Raw genomic sequence first — 19,021 nt, forward strand, 5'->3', positions numbered from 1 at the left:
GTGCGGCCCGCCATCGACCCCTGTTCGCCTCTTGCTCGCCCCGCCCGCCCCGCGGATCGGCCTGCGGCGCCGCGCCGTCCCCGGTAAGGTCCGGCGGGGCGCCGGTAAAGTCCGGGCATCGCCTCCTGACGCTCCACGGCCTCGGGTCAATCGCTGGTCAAACCCGTCGCCGACCCTGCCGACGCGTGCCACCGGGCAATCCTTCTCGATCAGACCGTCCATCAACTAATGTCACATGAACGCTTTTTGTTGAAATCCAGGAGCCGCCTCGACGCCATCAGCACCGCCTTCAGCCGGGATTGAACACCCGTCGAATCAGCCGCACGAACCGACCGAAGCCGCCCATTTCCCCCACCGGATGGCCAAAAACCGTCGGACGGCCGACAGTTCACCATCGGCGTGTGACCGTCGCCGCAGTCGGCGAACGTTGAAAGATGGGGAGCAACCCGTCTACCGTGATCCACGTGGTCGAAGACGTGCCGTACCCGCAGCAGCCAGCCCAATCCCCGACGGCAGCGGAGAGGGGCGAGCGGCTCCGCCGAATCTCCCCCACCCGTACCCTGGAATTCGGTGATCACCGGCTGACCTACCTTCCGGACGGATTCGTCCAGTTGATTCCGCGCGCCTGGTTCCCCGAGACCGGCGGCGGCGACTGGCAGCGACACTCCGACCACCTCGACGAGGGCGGCTACCTGGTCGCGTCCGTCGGCAGCCTGCTGGTCGAGCACCGGGGCCGGGCGCTGCTGATCGACACCGGCTACGGGCCGCGCCGCACGTCACCGGCCGACAGCTACCCCTTCCTCGGCGCGGAGGAGGGCGGGCGGCTGCCGGCGGGCCTGGCCGCGCACGGTCTGGCGCCCGAGGCCGTCGACACCGTGGCCTTCACCCATCTCCACGAGGACCACGTGGGCTGGGCCTTCGCCCCGAACGCCAACGGATCGGGGCTGCTCTTCGGCTCCGCCCGGTTCGTCACCTCGTTGACGGAGTGGCGCGGCTGGCACGGCGCGCCGTCGGCCGCCGCCGCGCGGCACCTCCAGGAGAACGCGGTCGGCGCGACGGACGGCCAGGAGATCTTCCCGGGCGTCACGGCCTGGAACACCCCCGGCCACACGCTCGGCCACACCTCGTACATCATCTCGTCCGGCGGGCGGCGGCTCGTCGTCATCGGTGACGCCCTGCACAGTGCCGTGCAGGTGGAGCGGCCGGAGTGGCGGGTGCTGGTGGACTCCGCCCGGGACGTCTCGGTGGACTCCCGGCTGCGGATCCTCCGGGAGCTGTCCGCCCCGGACACGCTGGGCTTCGGCGGTCACTTCGCCGACGTCCTGTTCGGCCGGGTGGTCACGGACGGTTCGCGCCGGCGCTGGGAGGCACTCGACCTCGAGGGGTGACGGCCACGGAATGCCATCACGACACCACTCTCTGGAAGCACCCGTTCCCCCCAGATGTGGTTCGCCTACGATCCAGCCGGACGCCCCCGGTTCGCCGTCGCCCTTATCCGTAACATCCAGTTGACAGACAGCGACGTCATTGTGCATATGATCGACGCTGCATGGACGGTCGTGACCGGGCCACTGGGAACGTCGGCCATGGATGAATGGGGGGAAACAGAGTGGTTGCCAAAGTATTGACACCCGATCCCTGCGGGCTGGAGAAGGTCGTCGATTCGGCCATCTCGGCCTACGCGGAGGCGCTGCGCTCCGCGGGCAGTCTCCTGGTCCTCGAGGAGACGGTGTGGCCGGAGTGCGAGCAGCAGGCCCGCGAGATCATGGCCGACTGCATCAGAGCCATCCACGGCCCCCGTGCCGAACTCCCCGAGCAATTCGACGCGGAGTTCTCCTCGTTGGAGCTCGGCGCCCGTCGGGCGCTCCAGCACATCCCCGCCATGGAGTCACTCCGGGCCGCCCAGATCCTCACCGACATCGTCCTCGACGCACTACCGGACATGATGGCCTGCCTGCCGGACGACGTGGCACTCGTCCGGATGCGGCGTGCGGTGAGAGCCCTGCACCAGAGCGTCCACAGCCGGGTGCAGGCGGCGCTGATCGGCTACGACGCCTTCCTGATGCGCGGGGTCAACCGGATCAACTCCGCCGAACGGGCCCGGCTCGCCCGGGAGATCCACGACCGGATCGGCAGCAGCCTCGGCCTGGCCATGCGTCTGCTCGAACTCCACGAGGCCGAGACCGAGGCCGGCGATGCCGGACCGGGTTCCGCCCGGATCGAGGAGGCCAAGACCGCGCTCCAGGACACCTTCGGGTTCGTCCGGGAGCTGGTGAACGGCCTGCGCGCACCGCGCAGCCGCACCAGCTTCCACAAGCGGCTGCTCGACTACGTCGAACTGTCCTGCCCGGCCGACACCGTGGTGGACATCCACGTCGAGGGCGGCACCACCGAGATGACCGCGCTCCAACACGACGAGGTCTTCCTGATCATCCGGGAGTGCCTGCGCAACGCCTACCAGCACTCGGGTGCCACCAGCATCCAGGTCGAGGTGAACCTCGGCGACGGCGTGCTCGAGACCCGGGTCACCGACAACGGCAAGGGCATCGACCTGTCCGCGTCCAAGTTCCAGAGCGGCAACGGCATGGTCTCCATGCGCGAGCGGACCACCGCCATGGGCGGCACCCTGTCGGTCGCCAACATCAACGGAAAGGGCACCCGGATCCAGTTCCGAATACCGTTGCCGGCGGTCGACTGCTCCGGTGAATACGTCTCATGAGCGATTCCCAGGTCCGCGTCCTCGCGGCCGACGACCACGTCCTGCTCCGCACCGCCCTGTGCAACCTGCTGACCAGGGAGCCCGACATCACCGTGGTCGGCGAGGCGGGCGACGGCCCGATGGCCGTCCACCAGGCGGTCCAACTGCAGCCTGACGTCATCCTGCTCGACCTGGAGATGCCCGGGCCGGGCCCGATCGAGACCGTACGGCAGCTCAAGACCGCCGTCCCGGACTCCCGCATCGTCGTCCTGACCATGCACGACGACGACGAGCTCGTCCACTCCCTGCTCTCCGAGGGAGCCTTCGGCTACCTCCACAAGTCGGCCACCCGGGAGGTACTGCTCGCCGCGGTGCGCAGCGCCGTCGCCGGGGGCACCATCCTGTTCACCCCGCAGCGGCCCACCGCCCGACCACCGCGCCCGGCGGAGCGGCCCGAGCCGCAGAACGTCCTCACCTCGCGCGAGCTGGAGGTGCTCACCTGCGTGGCCGAGGCCATGAGCAACCGGCAGATCGGGCGCCGGCTCGGCATCACCGAGGGCACGGTCAAGCGGCACCTGCGGAACATCTTCACCAAGCTGGAAGCGACCACCCGGCTCGACGCCGTCAACAAGGCCCAGTCCGCGCGACTGATCGGTCGGTGAGCAGCGGATCGCGATCACTTCCCGACGAGCAGACCGAGGGCCAGGCCCGCGTTCGCCGCGTACTGGGTGACCATGAACGCCCGGTACGGGCCGCGGGCCCGCTCCTTGTCCGGCCACAGGCAGCGCACCGCGACCCAGCCGGCCCCGGAGGCCAGCGGCACCGCGCCCGCCAGCAGCAGTTCGGTGCGGAGCCCGAGCAGCAGCCCGGCCGTCCCCAGGGCGATGGCCGAGACCGCGGCGAACAGCCTGGCCGTCCGCTCGCCGTACACCACCGCGATGGTGCGGCGGCCCGCCTCCCGGTCGCCGGCGATGTCGCCGAGGTCCTTGGTGACGGCACCCACGAAGCCCATCCACAGGGCCAGCAGCCCGCAGAACAGCAGGGGCCCCTCCGAGATCCCGCCGCCGCCGGCGGAGACCGCGCCGGCCAGGTAGCTGGAGGCCCCCATCGCGATCACCGCGGCGGCACTGGTCGCGGTGCGCCGCTTGGCGGCCAGCGGCGGCACCGAGTAGGCGTAACCCAGGAAGAGGGAGAGCACGATGAACCAGAACTCTCCCGGCACGAACACCGACAGCACCAGGGCGGCGCCGGACAGGAACCGCACCCCGGCGGCCGCCGTCCGCAGGCGCAGGGCGCCGCGGGCGATCGGGCGCCGCGAGCCGTTCGCCCGGTCCTCGGCGATGTCCATCACGCCGTTCAGCAGGTAGGCCGCCATGACCGCGCAGGTCATGGCCACCCCGCCGAGCAGCACCCCGCCGGCCGACCAGCCGTCGCCGCCGACCGCCCCGCAGACGGCGCCCACCAGGAACCGCATCAGGAAGACGATCTGCACCACCGGTCGGGACTCGACCAGGCAGTGCCGGGCCGCCGACAGGGGGGACCGGGTGGGGGGAGCCGCCGTGAGCGGTTCCGCGGTCATGACACCAAGCCCGGCGTCGTGGGGGTGAGGGGCCGAGCCCTCACCCGCGCCGGTCACCGGCTCGTACGTCCTGGTCGCTTGTCTCATCAGGAAGCCTGCACCGTCCAGGTGTCGTTGCCGGTGAGGAGTGTGGCCAGGTCACCGGGGCCGCCCCGGGTGGTGGCGGTGGCCAGCTGTTCGGCCATCAACTCGTCGTAGACCGGCCGCTGGACACTGCGCAGGACACCGATCGGGGTGTGGTGGAGGGTGTCCGCGTCCGCGATCCGGGACAGCGCGAACGCCGTGGCCGGGTTCGCGGCGTGCGCGTCGTGAACCAGCACCTGCGCCTCGTTGTCGGCCGTGACGGGGGCGGTGAACAGCTCGCCGTCACGGCCGCGGAAGACGCCGTTGGCCAGGTCCGTGCCGAAACGGATCGGCCGGCCGTGTTCCAGGCGGATCAGCGCCTCGTCCCGACTGCCCGGATCCTTCAGCACCTCGAACGCGCCGTCGTTGAAGATGTTGCAGTTCTGGTAGATCTCCACCAGCGCGGTGCCCTCGTGCAACGCGGCCTCCCGCAACACCGACTGCAGGTGCTGACGGTCCGAGTCGATCGTGCGGGCGACGAACGTGGCCTCGGCACCGATCGCCAACGACAACGGGTTGAACGGCGCGTCCAACGAGCCCATCGGCGTCGACTTCGTGACCTTGCCCAGCTCACTCGTCGGCGAGTACTGACCCTTGGTAAGACCGTAGATCCGGTTGTTGAACAACAGGATCTTCAGATTCACGTTCCTGCGCAGCGCGTGGATGAGGTGATTGCCGCCGATGGACAGGGCGTCGCCGTCGCCGGTGACCACCCAGACGCTGAGGTCCTGGCGTGAGGTGGCCAGTCCGGTGGCGATCGCCGGCGCGCGGCCGTGGATGGAGTGCACGCCGTAGGTGTTCATGTAGTACGGGAAGCGTGAGGAGCAGCCGATGCCGGACACGAACACGGTGTTCTCGCGGCGGATGCCCAGTTCGGGCATGAAGGACTGCACCGCCGCCAGGATGGCGTAGTCGCCGCAGCCGGGGCACCAGCGTACTTCCTGGTCGGTCTTGAAGTCCCGGGCGCTCTGCGGCTGTTCGGTCTTGGGGACCAGGCGCAGGGAGGGGAAGGCATGGTCGGTCACTGGTGGTCCTCCTCGTCCAGGGTGCCGATCGCGGCCCACAGGACGTCCGCGAGTTGGGCGGCCTTGAAGGGCAGTCCGCGGACCTGGTTGTAGGACTCGGCGTCGACCAGGTACTTCGCGCGGAGCAGCAGGGCCAGTTGTCCGAGGTTCATCTCGGGCACGATGACTTTCTCGTAGCTGCGCAGGACGGTGCCGAGGTTGGCGGGGAAGGGGTTGAGGTTGCGCAGGTGGGCCTGGGCGATTTCGCCGCCGTCGGCGCGAACCCGGCGCACCGCGGCGGTGATCGGTCCGTAGGTGGAGCCCCAGCCCAGGACCAGGACCCGCGCGTCGCCGCTGGGGTCGTCGACCTCGACCGGTTTGACGGTGATGCCGTCGATCTTGGCCTGGCGGGTGCGGACCATGAAGTCGTGGTTCGCGGGGTCGTAGGAGATGTTGCCGGTGCCGTCCTGTTTCTCGATGCCGCCGATGCGGTGTTCCAGGCCGGGTGTTCCGGGCACGGCCCAGGGGCGGGCCAGGGTGTGGGGGTCACGTAGGTAGGGCCAGAACGCGCCGTCCTCACGGTTGGGCCCGGTCGCGAAGCGTGGGTCGATCTCGGGGAGTTCGTCGACGTCCGGGATCCGCCAGGGCTCGGAGCCGTTGGCGAGGTAGCCGTCGGACAGGAGGAAGACCGGGGTGCGGTAGGTGACCGCGATCCGGGCCGCTTCCAGCGCGGCGTCGAAGCACTCCGCGGGTGTGGCCGGGGCGACGATCGGCACCGGTGCCTCACCGTTGCGTCCGAACATCGCCTGCAGCAGGTCCGCCTGCTCCGTCTTCGTCGGCAACCCGGTGGACGGGCCGCCGCGCTGGATGTCCACCACCAGCAGCGGCAGTTCCAGCGACACCGCCAGGCCGATCGTCTCCGACTTCAGCGCCACACCCGGCCCCGACGTCGTCGTCACCCCCAGCGCGCCGCCGAACGCGGCCCCGAGCGCGGCGCCGATGCCGGCGATCTCGTCCTCCGCCTGGAACGTGCGCACCCCGAAGTTCTTGTGCCGGCTCAGCTCGTGCAGGATGTCCGACGCCGGAGTGATCGGGTACGAGCCCAGATACAGCGGCAGCCCCGAGCGCCGCGCGGCGGCGACCAGCCCGTAGGACAGGGCGAGGTTGCCGGAGATGTTGCGGTAGCGCCCGGCCGGCAGCCTCGCCGGCGGCACCTCGTAGGACACCGCGAACGACTCGGTCGTCTCGCCGAAGTTCCAGCCCGCCCGGAAAGCGCTGATGTTCGCTTCGGCGATCTGCGGCTTCTTCGCGAACTTCGCCCGCAGGAACGACTCCGTGCCGTGGGTGGGCCGGTGGTACATCCAGGACAGCAGGCCCAGGGCGAACATGTTCTTCGCCCGCTCCGCGTCCTTGCGCGCCAGACCGCTGTCCTTCAGCGCCTCCAGCGTCAGCGTCGTCAACGGCACCTTGTGCAGGTGGAAACCCTCCAGCGAACCGTCGCCCAACGGATCCGCCGCGTAACCGACCTTCGCCAGCGCGCGCTTGGTGAACTCGTCGGTGTTGACGATGATCTCCGCGCCACGCGGCAGGTCCGGCAGGTTCGCCTTCAACGCCGCCGGGTTCATCGCGACCAGCACGTTCGGCGCGTCACCCGGCGTCAGGATGTCATGGTCCGCGAAGTGCAACTGGAACGACGACACCCCCGGAAGAGTCCCGGCAGGCGCCCGGATCTCCGCCGGGAAGTTCGGCAACGTCGACAGGTCGTTACCGAACGACGCCGTCTCCGACGTGAAACGGTCACCGGTCAGCTGCATACCGTCACCGGAATCACCGGCGAAACGAATGATCACCCGATCGAGTCTGCGGATCGGCTTGGGCCCGCTCGAAGCAGCGGCCGAGGCCTGCTGCACGGTGCCAGTCATGCTGTTCTCCAGACGTAGCGGATGGGGGTCGGACGGATCCGACGGGTGCCCCGGCCCGGTGGTCGGGCCTCGAAGCGGGTTCGACGACCGGCCCTGGGACCGGTCGGGAGGCGCCCCGGGGGTGTAGGCGCCTCCCGACCGGGTCGGGGGCCGCGGGCCGCTCCGGAAGCGGCCGCGGGGTCAGTTGGCGTTCGCCTGCTCGGTCTTGCGGCCGCTCAGCAGCAGCGCGATGAGCACGAGCAGCACCAGGCAGATGCCACCGAGCACCCACAGGACGGTGTGGAAGGCGCCGTCGTAGGCGTTGACCAGGAGGTCGGTGAAGCTGCCGCGCTGCGCCTCGGCCACGTCGCCGGCCGGGCCGGAGATGTTGCCGCTCGCGACGGTCCCGGCGACGGTGGTCGCGTCACCGGCGCCGGCGTAGCTGGCGATGCTGTCCTGGGTCTTGCCGCTGATGACGGTGGCGAGCAGCGAGCCGTAGATCGCCACGGCGATGGCCTCGCTGCCGAGGCGCATGGTGTTGAGGAAACCGGCGGCCATGCCGGCGCGCTCCGGGGCGACGAGCTCCAGGGCCTTGCCGTCGACGAGGCCGGCGGCGAGGGCGTAGCCGGCGCCCACGATCAGCATCGGCAGGGCGACCAGGCCGAGGTTGACGTCGGGCTTGTAGAGCTCCAGGCCGGCGGCGCCGACCACCAGGAAGACCAGGCTCAGGTAGATGATGCCCATCGCGGAGACGCCCTTGGCGACGAGCTTGGCGGCCACCAGCGGGAGGATCAGCATCGGGACGGTGAGCATCAGCATGATCGCACCGGCCGAGCCGCTGGAGTAGCCACCGGCGGCGGTGAGGTAGCTGGGCAGGTAGGTCAGCATGGTGACGAAGCCGAAGGAGCCGGCCACCGGCACCAGGCAGAGCGCCATGAAGCGGCGGTTGGTGACGATGCTCAGGTCGAGCATCGGGTGGTCCTTGCGCTTCTCCACCGCGGCGAAGACCGCGAGGGCGACGATCGTGCCGGCGAACAGGCCGAGCACGCCCGGGCTGGCCCAGCCCCACTGCGAACCCTGCGCGATGCCGGTGGTGAGCAGCAGCATGGCGAGGATGAACAGGGCGGAGCCGACGACGTCGATGCGCGCACCCTCGGTGCGGGTCTCCTGGACGGCGCGGCTCATGGTCGGGACGGCGAGCAGGACCAGGGCCAGCACGATCACGTGCACGGCGAACACCCAGCGCCAGCCGGCGTTCTCGATCAGCGCGCCGGACAGCGACGGGCCGAAGGAGACGCCGATGCCGGCGACGGTGCCGAAGAGCGCGAACGCCCGGCCACGGGCGGGGCCCTCGAAGACGGTGGAGAGCATCGCCGCACCGCAGGAGAAGATCGCGGCGCCACCGATGCCGGCCAGGGCGCGGGCGGCGTCCAGCAGGATCACGTTGCCGGCGAAGACGCTGACCAGCGAGGCGACCGCGTAGATCGTGGCGCCGAGGGCGAAGGCGCGGACGCGGCCGATGATGTCGGCGATGGAACCCCAGGCGAGGGTGAAGCAGGCGAACGCCACGTTGAAGGCGTTGACGACCCACTGGAGGGGCACCAGGTCGGCGTCCAGGTCGGAGCCGATGTACGGCAGCGCCACACCGGTGCCGGAGATGGACGTGGGGACGACGAAGACGGCCAGAAGGACGGCGACCAGGATCAGCGTCTGCCGCTGGCGCCCTGACGCCTGGGATCCGGCGTCTTCCCCGACGAGGGGGGATTCGGTCTGTGCAGCCATGGTTGGGGAAGCTCCCGTTCCGGAGGGCTCCGAACCTTAGGTTCGGTTCTTATAGAACCTAAGGCTTGCACGGAGCGGAGGTATGATGCAAGTCAAACCTGGCCTACGAGTTGAGGCCACGAGCGACAGGGAGGCGGAGGAGAATGGTCGACGCGGAGGGTCACCCGAGCCGAGACGAGATGGAGCTTCCGACAATCCTGAACGCTCTGTCAGATCCCTTGCGGTACAAGGTCATCCAGGAGTTCGTGGGGTTGCCGGACGGCACCGAGCGCACCTGTCTGTCCTTCGACCTCGGGGTCTCGAAGTCCACGCTCAGCCACCACTTCCGAATCCTGCGCGAGTCCGGGCTGGTCCTGCAGATCAACCGGGGCAACAGCAGGAAGGCGCACCTGCGACGGGAGGACCTGGAGTCGCGTTTCCCCGGGCTGCTGGACCTGATCAGCCAAAACCCGCCACCCGGGCCAGATCCGGAGCACGACGCCGCCGACGACTCGGACGCCGCAGCACCATCGCGGTCACGATCAGGCCGTCGCGGGCGAGCCAGCGGCCCGTCAGCAGGGTCGAGCGGGAGTCCCGCCCAGCCGGCCCCGGAAGCCTGACCCGGGCCCGGAAGGTGCCGTCCCGGGGGTCGACCGTGATCAGCACGTCGTCGAAGCCCAACGGCCCGACCAGCGGGAAGCACGCCTTGTAGACGGACTCCTTGGCGCTGAACAGCAGCCGGTCCCAGCTGACTTCGGGCCGCCGCTCGAACAGGGTGCCGACCCACGCCCGCTCCGTGGCGAGCGACAGCAGCGGCAGCGCGTCGCTGTTGCCCAACCGCTGGTTCGGCTCCGCGTCGACGCCGATCGCCAGGATGTCCAGGGAGGGGGCGACGGCCGCGGCGTGGTAGCCGCGGGTGCGGGTCATGCTGCCGGTGAGCCCGCTCGGCCAGAGCGGCTCGCCCGAGCGGCCGCGCAGGATCGGGGCCGGCGGCAGCCCGAGCCGGACCATCGCCTGCCGGGCGCAGTCGCGGCTCGTGGTGAACCCGGCCCGCCGGGCGGTGGCCATCGGGGCGGCCCACCTCTCCTCCTCGGGGAAGAGGGCCGCCTCCTGCGCGGTGTCGAACGATTCGGCGCCGACGACCGGCCCCGACAGCAGTTCCTCGATCACGGGATGTCACGTCCTTCCTGGCCGGATCTCATGCGACGCCCCGGAGGATCTCGGTGCGCAGCCGCTGGACGTCCCCGGAGGGCTCGACGCCCAGCTCGCGGTTGAGCAGGGTGCGCAGCGACTGGTAGGCCCCGAGCGCCTCGACCCGGCGGCCGGAGGCGTGCAGGGCGCGGATGAGCTGGGCGTGCCGCCACTCGTTGAACGGCTGGGCCGCGACCAGCAGCCGCAGCTCCTCGACGACGTCCCGGTGGCGCCCGCGGTCGAGGTCCGCCTCCAGCCGCTGCTCGATCGCCCGCTCGCGCAACCCGCCCAGTTCCGAGGCGAGTTGCTCGATCACGGCGCCGTGCCGCACATCGGTGAGCACCGGGCCGCGCCACAGTGCCAGCGCCTGGCCGAAGGTCTCGGCGGCCGCGTCCACCCGGCCGGCGTCCAGCAGCTTGGACCCGTAGGCGCAGCGGAGCCGGAACTCCGTGGCGTCGACGTGCTCCTCGGATATCTCCAGCCGGTAGCCGTACGGCTGGCTGGCGATCTGCGGTTTGCATTCCTCCGCGACCGGGACGGCCGCGAACCACTTCCGCAGGTGGTAAATGTGGGTGCGGACGGTCATGACGGCGGTGGCGGGCTGATTCTCCCCCCACAGTTCATGCGCCATCACGTCGATGTTCACGTCCTCGTTCGCCCGCAGTGCGAGTAGGGCCAGTACTTTTCGCAGTTTGGGCCCTCGAAGCGCGAAGACCCGGTCGGTGAAACGGAATTCCAGTGTGCCCAGCACATCGACACGCATCACGTCCGACATGTATCCCCCGTGGTTCCCGCGCGATGGCGGGATCTCGTCTGCCCCCCGGCCGACGCTTCAAGAAAATATCGGTCCCGCACCGGGGGACTCAATGGATCTGCTCCTCAGGTGCCACCCCGGGTACGTCCAAAGGAACATGCCGGGTGACACACGTGACGCACCCGGGCCCCGCCTGCCAGCAGACGGGGCCCGGGTGCGTCCTCGCGGGAGGGCTTCCCCCGCGGCACCGTGCGGCTACCAGCGCACCGGCAGCCCGGTCGGACGGCGCAGCAGCGCGCCCTCGTCCCAGACCAGGTCGGCCGGGTCGCCGTCCAGCGTCAGGGTCGGGAACTCGCGCACCAGACGGCCGAGGATCTCGGCGATCTCCAGGCGGGCCAGCGCCGCACCGAGGCAGTGGTGCATGCCGTAGCCGAACTGCAGGTGGCGCTTGCCCTTCCGGTCCGGGTCGATGACCAGCGGGTTCTCGTACACCTCGGGGTCACGGTTGCCGAGGAAGGCGTCCGCGTAGACGAGGTCGCCGACGTGGATGGTTCCCTCGGAGGTCACCACCTCCCGGTGGGCGACCCGCGGGAAGGTGGACATCCGGCCCAGCGGGACCAGTCGGATGATCTCCTCGACCAGCTGCGGCATGACCTCGGGATCGGCGACGGCCCGCTGCCACAGGCTCGGCGCGCTGAGCAGCACGTGGGCGGCCTTGGCCAGGACCGAGAGCACGTTCTGGTCCACCGACACCACGGCGGTGAAGATGATGCCGACGAGCTCCTTGTCCTCCAGCGGCGGCTCGGTCTCGTCGCGGCCCTGGATGAACTTCTCGATCAGGCCGCCCGGGACGTAGGGGCGCTTGCCGGCGACCATGTCGGCGACGTAGTTGTACGCGGTGAAGAAGTCCTCCACCAGCTGCGGCACGTCGTCGTGCAGCGCCATCTGGATGGTGCGGGAGTGCGGGCGGAAGTACGCCACGTCCTCCACCGGGATGCCGAGGAAGTGGCAGGTCAGCTCGATCGGCACCCGGTCCAGGACGGCGGTGTACAGGTCGGGCCGCTCCTGGGCGCGCAGCTCGGCGAAGCTGCGGGTGATCGCCTCGTCCAGGTACGGGCGCAGCTTGGCGACCGCGTTGGCGCTGTAGTCCGCGGTGACGAACCGGCGCAGCCGGGAGTGGTCCTGGCCGTCCAGGTTGATCAGCATCTCGGGCGGCAGGGTGGTGGGGAAGAAGGTCGGGCCGCCCTCGACGTTGGTCTCGGTCCGGCCGTAGGTCGGGTCGGTCAGCGCCTTGTGCACGTCCGCGTAGCGGGTGAGGTGCACGGCGTGGTGGCCGCTGGGCAGCGCGATCTGCGGCAGGCCGCCGGCCGAGCGCTCGGGCACCGGCGTGTACAGCGGCGTCGGGTCCAGGCCCGGGATGTCCGTGACCGAGACGGACGCGTCGACTGAGGTGGTCATGGTGGTGGCTCCTCCGGGGTGTCCGGCCGGGCGGGCTCAGAGCAGGTCGGTCAGACCGGCGAGGCCGGTCGCGGCGTGCAGGTCGGCGAGGGTCTGCTCGTCGTTCTGGTAGAGCACCGTCTTCCAGCCCTGGGCGCGGGCGGCGGCGAGGTTCTCCTCGACGTCGTCGATGAGCAGGCACTCGGCGGGCGAGACGTCGGCGGTCTTGGCGGCGATCTCGAAGATCTCCGGGTCGGGCTTGCGGTGGCCGACCTCGGAGGAGTCGATCAGGACGTCGACCTCGCCGACCGGGGCGATGATCGCCTTCCAGTACGGGCCCCACTCGGTGACGTTGTTGGACAGGACGCCGACGCGCACGCCGTTGTCCTGGATGTACCGGTACGCCCGGACCATGACCGGGTTGGCCTTGATGCCGTCGAACCACTGCCGGCCGAAGGTCTCCAGCTCGGCCCGGGACAGGTCGATGCCGGGGTTCTGCTCGGCCAGCACCCGGGCCAGCCGGCGGCCCCACTCGGGCTCGCTGATCACGCCGACCTCGACGGGCGCCATGGTGGGCAGGCCCATCTCGTCGGCGACGCCCTTGATCGCGGCCTTGAGCTGGCGGGGGCTGATGCCGGTCTTGACCTCGTACGCCTCGTAGATGCGCTCCAGCGGCGGGGACAGGACGCCGCCGAAGTCGAACCAGACCATGGACAGGTGGGACATGGTGATGCCTTCCGAAAGGAGGTGGTGTGAACGGGTCAGGCGAGCGTGACGGAGACGGATGCCACGGCCTGCTCGCCCTGCACCGCCCGCAACAGGTAGGAGGTGGCGCCGCGGTCCGGATCCGGCGCGGCGGTGAGCCGAACGGTCTGGTCCAGTTCGGCGAAGCGGTCGAACGAGCCGTCCAGTCGCAGCACCCGGCCGGCGCCCTCCGCGCCGTCGGCCAGGAGCAGCGCGCACTGGCGGGCGGCCTCGCTGAAGACCATCGCCGGGACGTGGTCGTACGGGTGGTCGTACATGCTGCGGTTGCGGAAGGTGCGCGGGCTGAGCACCGCGGACAGCCCGCCGTCCTCGCGGCGGACGTCGTCGAGGACGGCGTTCACCGGGTCGAGGCGGCGCACCGCGGCCGGGTCGACCGGCTCGCCGATCGGGTCGGCGGACAGGCCGAAGGCGGTCGGCACCTCGCTGCCGCGCTGCATGTAGCGCAGGTTGTGGTACTGGTCGGTCGCGGTCGAGCGGACGTCCATGGTGAGGTGCCCGAGCGGCTTGCCGTCCAGGCTGAGGTCCATCGCGAACTCCAGCCGGCGCAGCCGCCCGCCGCGCTCGTGCCGGCCGGTGACGTCGCCGTCGATGGCCAGCTCGCCCGGGCGGGTTCCGCACGCCAGCGCGTCCGGGTCGGTGATCTCCAGGGTCCAGGCGGTCACCATGAAGGTGGTGGCGGCCGGGACGCCCTGGTGGAGGTGGGCCGCGGCGGTGACGGACTGTCGGCACGCCTCCAGCACGAGCAGCACGTCGTGGTGGTCGAGACGGCCCGGGTGGTCCCTGAAGTACCCGTGGGACAGCGGCAGTTGGGCGGCGGCCTGGAACCGCCGCCCGTCCACCGCACGCGATCCGGTCAGGAACACCTCGGAGAGCGACCAGCGGTGCACCAGGCTGCGGGGGACGGTCTGCTCGTACGCCAGCGGGGCCGGGGCCTCCTCGGTCCGGTCCGAGGGGTCGAGCAGAGACGTGCTTTCCATGAGAGTTCTCCAGATCGGTGCGGTGGACATGCGCGGACGGGAGTTCAGCGCGGGTCGGGCCGGGCGATCACCGCGGCGCCGACGGACCCGTCAGGGCCGACCGCGGTGAGCACGGCCGCCCGCTCCCCCGGTGCGGCCTGCCCCGCCTGCCAGCGGCCCAGGACGGCCGCCAGCTGCAGGGCGACGGAGGCCCCGTACGTCTCGCCGAGCGCGGTGTCGGTGCGGACGATCCGCTCCGCCGGGACGGCGCCGAGGGCCTCGCACAGGGCGCGCCGCTCGACCGCGGACCAGCCGCGCCGGGCCGCCGCGCCCGGGGCCACGGCCACCGGCTCGTCGGCCGGCAGTCCGCTGCGCCGCAGCGCGCGGCGCACCACGGCGGCGAGCCGGGCGGCCACGCCGAGCGGGCCGTCGACGACCGGGTCGGCGTGGCCGCTCTCGCAGGCCAGCAGCTGCCCGAGGACGCCGCGGTCCTCGCCCCGCGCCCCCTCGCGCTCCAGCACGAAGACGCCGCAGCCCTCGCCGAGGGCCGACTCCGGGCGCAGCGCGCCGCTCTGCCGCCAGGACCAGGCGGCGGCCGCGGACAGCTCCTCCACGCCGCCCGCGAGCAGCCGGTCCGCGTGGCCGTTGACCAGCGCGGTCCGGGCGTAGCGCAGGGCGTGCAGGGCGGCCAGCGGGCCGCCGGAGACGGTCGCGTTGATCCCGGTGAACCCGAGCCGGATCGCGGTCTTGCCGGCCGCCGAGTTCATCAGCGTGCCGGGGAAGGCCGACGGGTTGACCAGGTACGGGCGCTCCTGCACGAAGGTGTCGCGGAAGAACACCTCCTGGGCGCCGGAGCTGCCCACGGTGGTGCCCAGCACGATGCCGGTACGGGCCGTCGACCCGGCGACGGTCCCGTCCGCGGCGAGCACGCAGGCCGCCATGACCAGCTGGTCGGTGCGGGACAGCCGGGACAGCCCCTTGCGGCCGAGGACGGCCTGCGGGTCGAAGTCCGCCACCGGCCGCACGGCCAGCTCCGGCCAGTCCTCGCCGGGCGCGCCGGCCGGCGGCTCCGGCCGGGCCAGCGCGGCGGCGATCGGGGCCGCCCCGTGGCCGGCGGCGCTGAACACGGCGTGGCCGAGGATGTCGATCGGCAGGACGGACGGCTCGGTGTGCTCCCGCTCGTCGGCCGGGCGGGCGGACGGCGCCGCTTCGAGCAGAGTGGTTCCGGTCATGCCTCGACCTTCCCTAGCAGGAGGACCGCGTTGTTGCCGCCGAAGGCGAAGCCGTGGTTCTGCACGACGCGGGGGGCGGCGGCCCGGGCGGTGCCGGGAACGACGTCCACCTCGCCGAGTTCGGGGTCCACCGTGCGCAGCGTCGCGCTCGGCGGCAGGAACCCCTCGTGCAGGGCGGCGCAGGACACCAGCGCGCCGAAGGCCGCGGCCGCGCCCATGGTGTGCCCGAGCATCGACTTGACGGAGCTGATCGGGGGCAGGGTCTCCCCGAACACCTCGCGCACGGCGCTCACCTCGGTGACGTCGTTGGCCCGGGTTCCGGTGCCGTGCGCACAGATGTAGTCGACGTCCCCCGGCTCGACCCCGGCGTTGGCGTGCGCGATCCGCACGCACTCGGCGATGGTCGCGGCGTTGGGGTTGGTCATGTGCTTGGCATCGCAGGTCATGCCGTAGCCGAGCACCTCGGCGTAGATCCGCGCGCCGCGGCGCAGCGCCTCGTCGAGGGGCTCCAGGACGAGCGCCGCGCCGCCCTCGGCGGTGACGATGCCGTCGCGGTGCTCGTCGAAGGGGCGCGGCACGGTCTCGGCGAGGGCGCCGAGCGCGTGGAAGCCCGCGTGGGTGGCCCGGTTGGAGGCGTCCGCGCCGCCGCAGACGGCGAAGTCGGCCTCGCCGGAGCGGATCAGGTCGTAGGCGTAGCCGATGGCGTAGTTGCCGGCGGCGCACGCCGTGCCGAAGGTGAGCGACTCGCCGGTGAGGCCCAGCTCGGCGGAGACCGCGCCGGCGATGTTGCCCGGCTCGGTGCGGGCGATCTGCTCCGGCCGCAGGGCGGCGGGCCCGTCGGCGACCCAGCGGGCCACCGCGTGCTCGACCGCCTGGGACTCGCCGTTGGTGGTGCCGAAGCAGCTGACGCCCCCGTCCGGGAGCCCGGCCGCGGTGTCCAGGCCGGCGTCCTCGACGGCCATCCTCCCTGCGGCGGCGGCGAGTTGGCCGCTGCGTCCCCAGCGCTCGGGGGTGGTGCGGCGCAGGTGGTCCGACGGGTCGAAGCCGCGGACCTCACCGGCCAGGGTGTGCTCGAAGCCGGTCGGGTCGAACTGCTCGATCGGACCGATGCCGCTGCGGCCGTGCCGGATGCCCTCGATCAGTTCCCCGGCCCCGAGCCCGAGGCCGCTGACGGCCCCGAGCCCGGTGACGACGACCCGCCGGGACGCCCTGTTACGCACCTACGGCCTCGCCCACGTAGTGCTTGGCGACGAGCTCGTAGGCCTCGGGCAGGGTGTCCAGCTCGGACAGGTCGTCCTTGGGGATCTTGATGTGCAGGTCGCGCTCGAAGCGCGAGATGATCTCGATCACCAGGAGCGAGTCGGCCTCGAGGTCGTCGACGAAGCTCTGCTCGTCGGTGAGGTCGGCAATGTCCGCTTCGAGCACCTCGGCGACGATTTCGCGGATCTTCTCCCGAATTTCGCCCGGAAGCTGGCTGTTGCCCATATTCCTCTTCCCCTCAATTGGTCACGTCCGACCCTCCGGAGATCTTTCCCGGCAGGTCGGCGAGTTCCCCGCAATTCGAATCCAGCGACCGGGGGGGCGGCAACCCGTCGATAGTTGCAGGCGGCCATGTGTCTAAGGTGACATGACCCAAATCGACACATTCGGGCCGTTCGACCGGACGTCGGTGCCGTTTTTTTAACCGGTTTCTATCTGCGCGCCGCAGACTCGGCCGGGAAGTACCCGCAGAGCGAATTCCGGAAGGAGGTCGGGGATGAGGCTGGCGGAACCGGTGACCATTACGGCCGCGGCACTGTGGCTCCCCGAGGAACGCGACCGCGTCGAGTGCGCGGTCCAGGAGGGCCGGCTGACGCCCCGGCACGCCCGGGACCTCGGTCACGAGGACGTCCCCGCCGCCGTCGAGGAGACGGCACCCGACATGGCGGTCGCCGCCGCCCGCAAGGCCATGGACACGGTCGGCATCGCGCCCAAGGAACTCGACCTGACCTTCCACGCGAGCATGTACTACCAGGGGCACGACCTGTGGTCGCCCGCCCACTACATCGCGCACCGGATCGGCGCCGACCGGGCCCTGCCCATCGGCATCCAGCAGGTGTGCAACGGTGGAAGCACCGCCATCCAGCTCGCCTCGACCTACCTGACCTCGGCCGGCGCCGGGGACACCCCCCGACGCGCCCTGGTCACCACCGCCGACCGCTTCACCGCGCCCGGCTTCGACCGCTGGGCCAGCGACTACGGCGTGGCCTACGGTGACGGCGGCACCGCGGTCGTGCTGAGCGGCCCCGGCGCGGAGGCCGACGACGGGCTGCTGCTGCGCTCGACGGCGAGCACCGCCGCCGCCGAGCTGGAGGCGATGCACCGGGGCGTCGACCCCTTCGCCCCCGTCTCGCGCGGCGTGCGCGACCGGGTCGACATGCGGATCACCAAGCGCGCCTACCTGCGGGAACACGGCAACGAGCGGTTCGTCGAGGTCAACCGGCGCAGCATCCGCATGATCATCACCGACGCCCTGGAGGGCGCCGGCATGCACCCTGGCGACCCCCGGCTGCGCTACGCGGTCCTGCCCCGCTTCGGCCGCAAGACCCTCCAGGACTCCTGGCTCACCATCCTCGCGGAGGAGACCTCCGCCGAGCCGCTGGACTTCGGCCGCGCCACCGGCCACCTGGGCGCGGGCGACGCGGTGGCCGGCCTCGCGGACCTGCTGGAGGCGGACGTGCTCGCCCCCGGCGAGGCCGCCCTGGTGTTCAGCGCGGGCGCCGGCTTCACCTGGTCCTGCCTGCTGGTCCAGGCCCCGGAGCGCTGACCGCGCCAGTGCGCCGCACGCCCGCCGCCGGTTCGGCGGGCCGCACCGAACGACCACCTCACGAAAGGCGACCCACGAACCATGTCTCGATCAGTCTTCATCACCGGGGCCAACCGCGGCATCGGTCTGGCGGTGGCCCGTGCGATGGCGGCGGACGGCGACCGGGTCGCGGTCGGCCACCGGGGCGGTGACGTCCCGGAGGGCTTCCTCGGGGTGCGCTGCGAGGTCACCGACCAGGCCTCGGTGGAGGAGGCGCTGGAGACCGTCGCCCGCGAGCAGGGCCCGGTCGAGGTGCTGGTCGCCAACGCCGGCATCACCCGGGACACCCTGCTGCTGCGGATGGACGACAAGGCCTTCGACGAGGTGCTGGACGTCAACCTGCGGGGCGTGTTCCGCACGGTGCGCGCCGCGGCCTCGACCATGCTCGCCGAGCGGCGCGGCCGGATCGTGCTGCTCTCCTCCGCGCTCGGCTTCCTCGGCTCGCCCGGCCAGACCAACTACGCGGCCACCAAGACCGCGCTGCTGGGCTTCGCCCGGTCGCTGGCCTGGGAGTTGGGGTCGCGGGGCATCACCGTCAACCTGGTGGCCCCGGGCATCATCGAGACCGACATGACCAAGTCGCTGTCCGACCGGCGGATGCGCGACACCATGAAGATGACCCCGCTGGGCCGCCCCGGCACCGACCGCGAGGTGGCCGCCGCCGTGCGCTTCCTCGCCAGCGAGGAGGCCAGCTACATCACCGGCGCGGTCCTCCCGGTCGGCGGCGGCATCGGCATGGGCATCTGACGCCACGGCCTCGGCCCGCCCTCTCGAA

17 protein-coding genes and 1 pseudogene are annotated in these 19,021 nt (G+C 71.4%); 6 read left to right on the top strand and 12 right to left on the bottom strand.

The features are described 5' to 3' along the window. Window positions 1-611 precede the first annotated feature (611 nt). The 3 genes from ACZ5OX_RS27060 to ACZ5OX_RS27070 all read left to right on the top strand — a co-directional run bounded on the left by ACZ5OX_RS27060 (window position 612) and on the right by ACZ5OX_RS27070 (window position 3,360). Window positions 612-1,388 carry an MBL fold metallo-hydrolase gene (locus ACZ5OX_RS27060; protein ID WP_465633692.1) on the top strand — a complete coding sequence of 259 codons (777 nt, stop codon included), beginning with the start codon at window positions 612-614 and terminating at the stop codon, window positions 1,386-1,388. Window positions 1,389-1,624: 236 nt separating this feature from the next. Beyond that, a complete protein-coding gene (locus ACZ5OX_RS27065; protein ID WP_465633693.1) occupies window positions 1,625-2,719 on the top strand; it encodes a sensor histidine kinase in 1,095 nt (364 codons plus the stop codon). Continuing rightward, a complete protein-coding gene (locus tag ACZ5OX_RS27070; RefSeq protein WP_449793512.1) occupies window positions 2,716-3,360 on the top strand; it encodes a response regulator in 645 nt (214 codons plus the stop codon). The genes ACZ5OX_RS27065 and ACZ5OX_RS27070 overlap by 4 nt, the downstream gene beginning before the upstream one ends. Window positions 3,361-3,374: 14 nt before the next feature. Here ACZ5OX_RS27070 and ACZ5OX_RS27075 read toward each other — a convergent pair whose 3' ends face one another. The 4 genes from ACZ5OX_RS27075 to ACZ5OX_RS27090 form a co-directional block, all read right to left on the bottom strand. Then, window positions 3,375-4,277, bottom strand: coding sequence for a UbiA family prenyltransferase (locus ACZ5OX_RS27075; protein WP_465633694.1), 903 nt, complete (start codon window positions 4,275-4,277; stop codon window positions 3,375-3,377). Window positions 4,278-4,363: 86 nt separating this feature from the next. After that, window positions 4,364-5,425 carry a 2-oxoacid:ferredoxin oxidoreductase subunit beta gene (locus tag ACZ5OX_RS27080; RefSeq protein WP_465633695.1) on the bottom strand — a complete coding sequence of 354 codons (1,062 nt, stop codon included), beginning with the start codon at window positions 5,423-5,425 and terminating at the stop codon, window positions 4,364-4,366. Next, window positions 5,422-7,326: a 2-oxoacid:acceptor oxidoreductase subunit alpha gene (locus ACZ5OX_RS27085; protein WP_465633697.1), complete on the bottom strand. Its 1,905-nt coding sequence runs from the start codon at window positions 7,324-7,326 to the stop codon at window positions 5,422-5,424. Before ACZ5OX_RS27085 ends, ACZ5OX_RS27080 begins: the two co-directional genes overlap by 4 nt. A 180-nt stretch (window positions 7,327-7,506) precedes the next feature. Then, window positions 7,507-9,087, bottom strand: a complete 1,581-nt coding sequence (locus ACZ5OX_RS27090) for an MFS transporter (protein WP_465633698.1) — start codon at window positions 9,085-9,087, stop codon at window positions 7,507-7,509. A 179-nt stretch (window positions 9,088-9,266) separates the two neighbouring features. Here ACZ5OX_RS27090 and ACZ5OX_RS27095 point away from each other — a divergent pair. Further along, a pseudogene (locus ACZ5OX_RS27095) lies at window positions 9,267-9,431 on the top strand (ArsR/SmtB family transcription factor); the annotation flags it as partial. A 94-nt stretch (window positions 9,432-9,525) separates the two neighbouring features. Here the strand turns inward: ACZ5OX_RS27095 and ACZ5OX_RS27100 are convergent. The 8 genes from ACZ5OX_RS27100 to ACZ5OX_RS27135 form a co-directional block, all read right to left on the bottom strand. Beyond that, entirely contained in the window at window positions 9,526-10,236 is a 711-nt protein-coding gene (locus tag ACZ5OX_RS27100) for a 4'-phosphopantetheinyl transferase family protein (protein WP_465633699.1), read from the bottom strand. Between the two features lie 28 nt (window positions 10,237-10,264). After that, entirely contained in the window at window positions 10,265-11,020 is a 756-nt protein-coding gene (locus ACZ5OX_RS27105; RefSeq protein WP_465633841.1) for an AfsR/SARP family transcriptional regulator, read from the bottom strand. A gap of 246 nt (window positions 11,021-11,266) precedes the next feature. Next, on the bottom strand, window positions 11,267-12,469 hold the full coding sequence (locus tag ACZ5OX_RS27110) for a cytochrome P450 (protein ID WP_449793392.1): 1,203 nt from the start codon (window positions 12,467-12,469) through the stop codon (window positions 11,267-11,269). A 36-nt stretch (window positions 12,470-12,505) separates the two neighbouring features. Further along, a complete protein-coding gene (locus ACZ5OX_RS27115; protein ID WP_392882972.1) occupies window positions 12,506-13,174 on the bottom strand; it encodes an HAD family hydrolase in 669 nt (222 codons plus the stop codon). Between the two features lie 35 nt (window positions 13,175-13,209). Then, on the bottom strand, window positions 13,210-14,190 hold the full coding sequence (locus tag ACZ5OX_RS27120; protein WP_465633701.1) for an AfsA-related hotdog domain-containing protein: 981 nt from the start codon (window positions 14,188-14,190) through the stop codon (window positions 13,210-13,212). Between the two features lie 44 nt (window positions 14,191-14,234). Then, a complete protein-coding gene (locus tag ACZ5OX_RS27125) occupies window positions 14,235-15,401 on the bottom strand; it encodes a beta-ketoacyl synthase N-terminal-like domain-containing protein (protein ID WP_465633702.1) in 1,167 nt (388 codons plus the stop codon). Beyond that, complete coding sequence (locus tag ACZ5OX_RS27130) at window positions 15,398-16,621, bottom strand: beta-ketoacyl-[acyl-carrier-protein] synthase family protein (RefSeq protein WP_465633703.1); 1,224 nt, start codon at window positions 16,619-16,621, stop codon at window positions 15,398-15,400. Before ACZ5OX_RS27130 ends, ACZ5OX_RS27125 begins: the two co-directional genes overlap by 4 nt. Further along, a complete protein-coding gene (locus ACZ5OX_RS27135; RefSeq protein WP_449793396.1) occupies window positions 16,614-16,886 on the bottom strand; it encodes an acyl carrier protein in 273 nt (90 codons plus the stop codon). The genes ACZ5OX_RS27130 and ACZ5OX_RS27135 overlap by 8 nt, the downstream gene beginning before the upstream one ends. Before the next feature lie 271 nt (window positions 16,887-17,157). Between ACZ5OX_RS27135 and ACZ5OX_RS27140 the strand changes: the two genes are divergently transcribed. Then, window positions 17,158-18,207, top strand: coding sequence for a ketoacyl-ACP synthase III family protein (locus ACZ5OX_RS27140; RefSeq protein ID WP_465633705.1), 1,050 nt, complete (start codon window positions 17,158-17,160; stop codon window positions 18,205-18,207). Window positions 18,208-18,288: 81 nt separating this feature from the next. Continuing rightward, window positions 18,289-18,993, top strand: coding sequence for an SDR family oxidoreductase (locus ACZ5OX_RS27145; RefSeq protein ID WP_392882958.1), 705 nt, complete (start codon window positions 18,289-18,291; stop codon window positions 18,991-18,993). Window positions 18,994-19,021 lie beyond the last annotated feature (28 nt).

The sequence above is a fragment of the Kitasatospora sp. NPDC032121 genome (assembly GCF_055580145.1).

Excerpts from the sequence above, each read along its gene's own strand:
- ACZ5OX_RS27070 (WP_449793512.1), top strand. The coding sequence starts at position 2,716 with ATGAGCGATTCCCAGGTCCGCGTCCTCGCGGCCGACGACCACGTCCTG.
- ACZ5OX_RS27075 (WP_465633694.1), bottom strand. The coding sequence starts at position 4,277 with ATGACCGCGGAACCGCTCACGGCGGCTCCCCCCACCCGGTCCCCCCTG.
- ACZ5OX_RS27085 (WP_465633697.1), bottom strand. The coding sequence starts at position 7,326 with ATGACTGGCACCGTGCAGCAGGCCTCGGCCGCTGCTTCGAGCGGGCCC.
- ACZ5OX_RS27090 (WP_465633698.1), bottom strand. The coding sequence starts at position 9,087 with ATGGCTGCACAGACCGAATCCCCCCTCGTCGGGGAAGACGCCGGATCC.
- ACZ5OX_RS27105 (WP_465633841.1), bottom strand. The coding sequence starts at position 11,020 with ATGCGTGTCGATGTGCTGGGCACACTGGAATTCCGTTTCACCGACCGG.
- ACZ5OX_RS27110 (WP_449793392.1), bottom strand. The coding sequence starts at position 12,469 with ATGACCACCTCAGTCGACGCGTCCGTCTCGGTCACGGACATCCCGGGC.
- ACZ5OX_RS27115 (WP_392882972.1), bottom strand. The coding sequence starts at position 13,174 with ATGTCCCACCTGTCCATGGTCTGGTTCGACTTCGGCGGCGTCCTGTCC.
- ACZ5OX_RS27120 (WP_465633701.1), bottom strand. The coding sequence starts at position 14,190 with ATGGAAAGCACGTCTCTGCTCGACCCCTCGGACCGGACCGAGGAGGCC.
- ACZ5OX_RS27125 (WP_465633702.1), bottom strand. The coding sequence starts at position 15,401 with ATGACCGGAACCACTCTGCTCGAAGCGGCGCCGTCCGCCCGCCCGGCC.
- ACZ5OX_RS27135 (WP_449793396.1), bottom strand. The coding sequence starts at position 16,886 with ATGGGCAACAGCCAGCTTCCGGGCGAAATTCGGGAGAAGATCCGCGAA.
- ACZ5OX_RS27140 (WP_465633705.1), top strand. The coding sequence starts at position 17,158 with ATGAGGCTGGCGGAACCGGTGACCATTACGGCCGCGGCACTGTGGCTC.
- ACZ5OX_RS27145 (WP_392882958.1), top strand. The coding sequence starts at position 18,289 with ATGTCTCGATCAGTCTTCATCACCGGGGCCAACCGCGGCATCGGTCTG.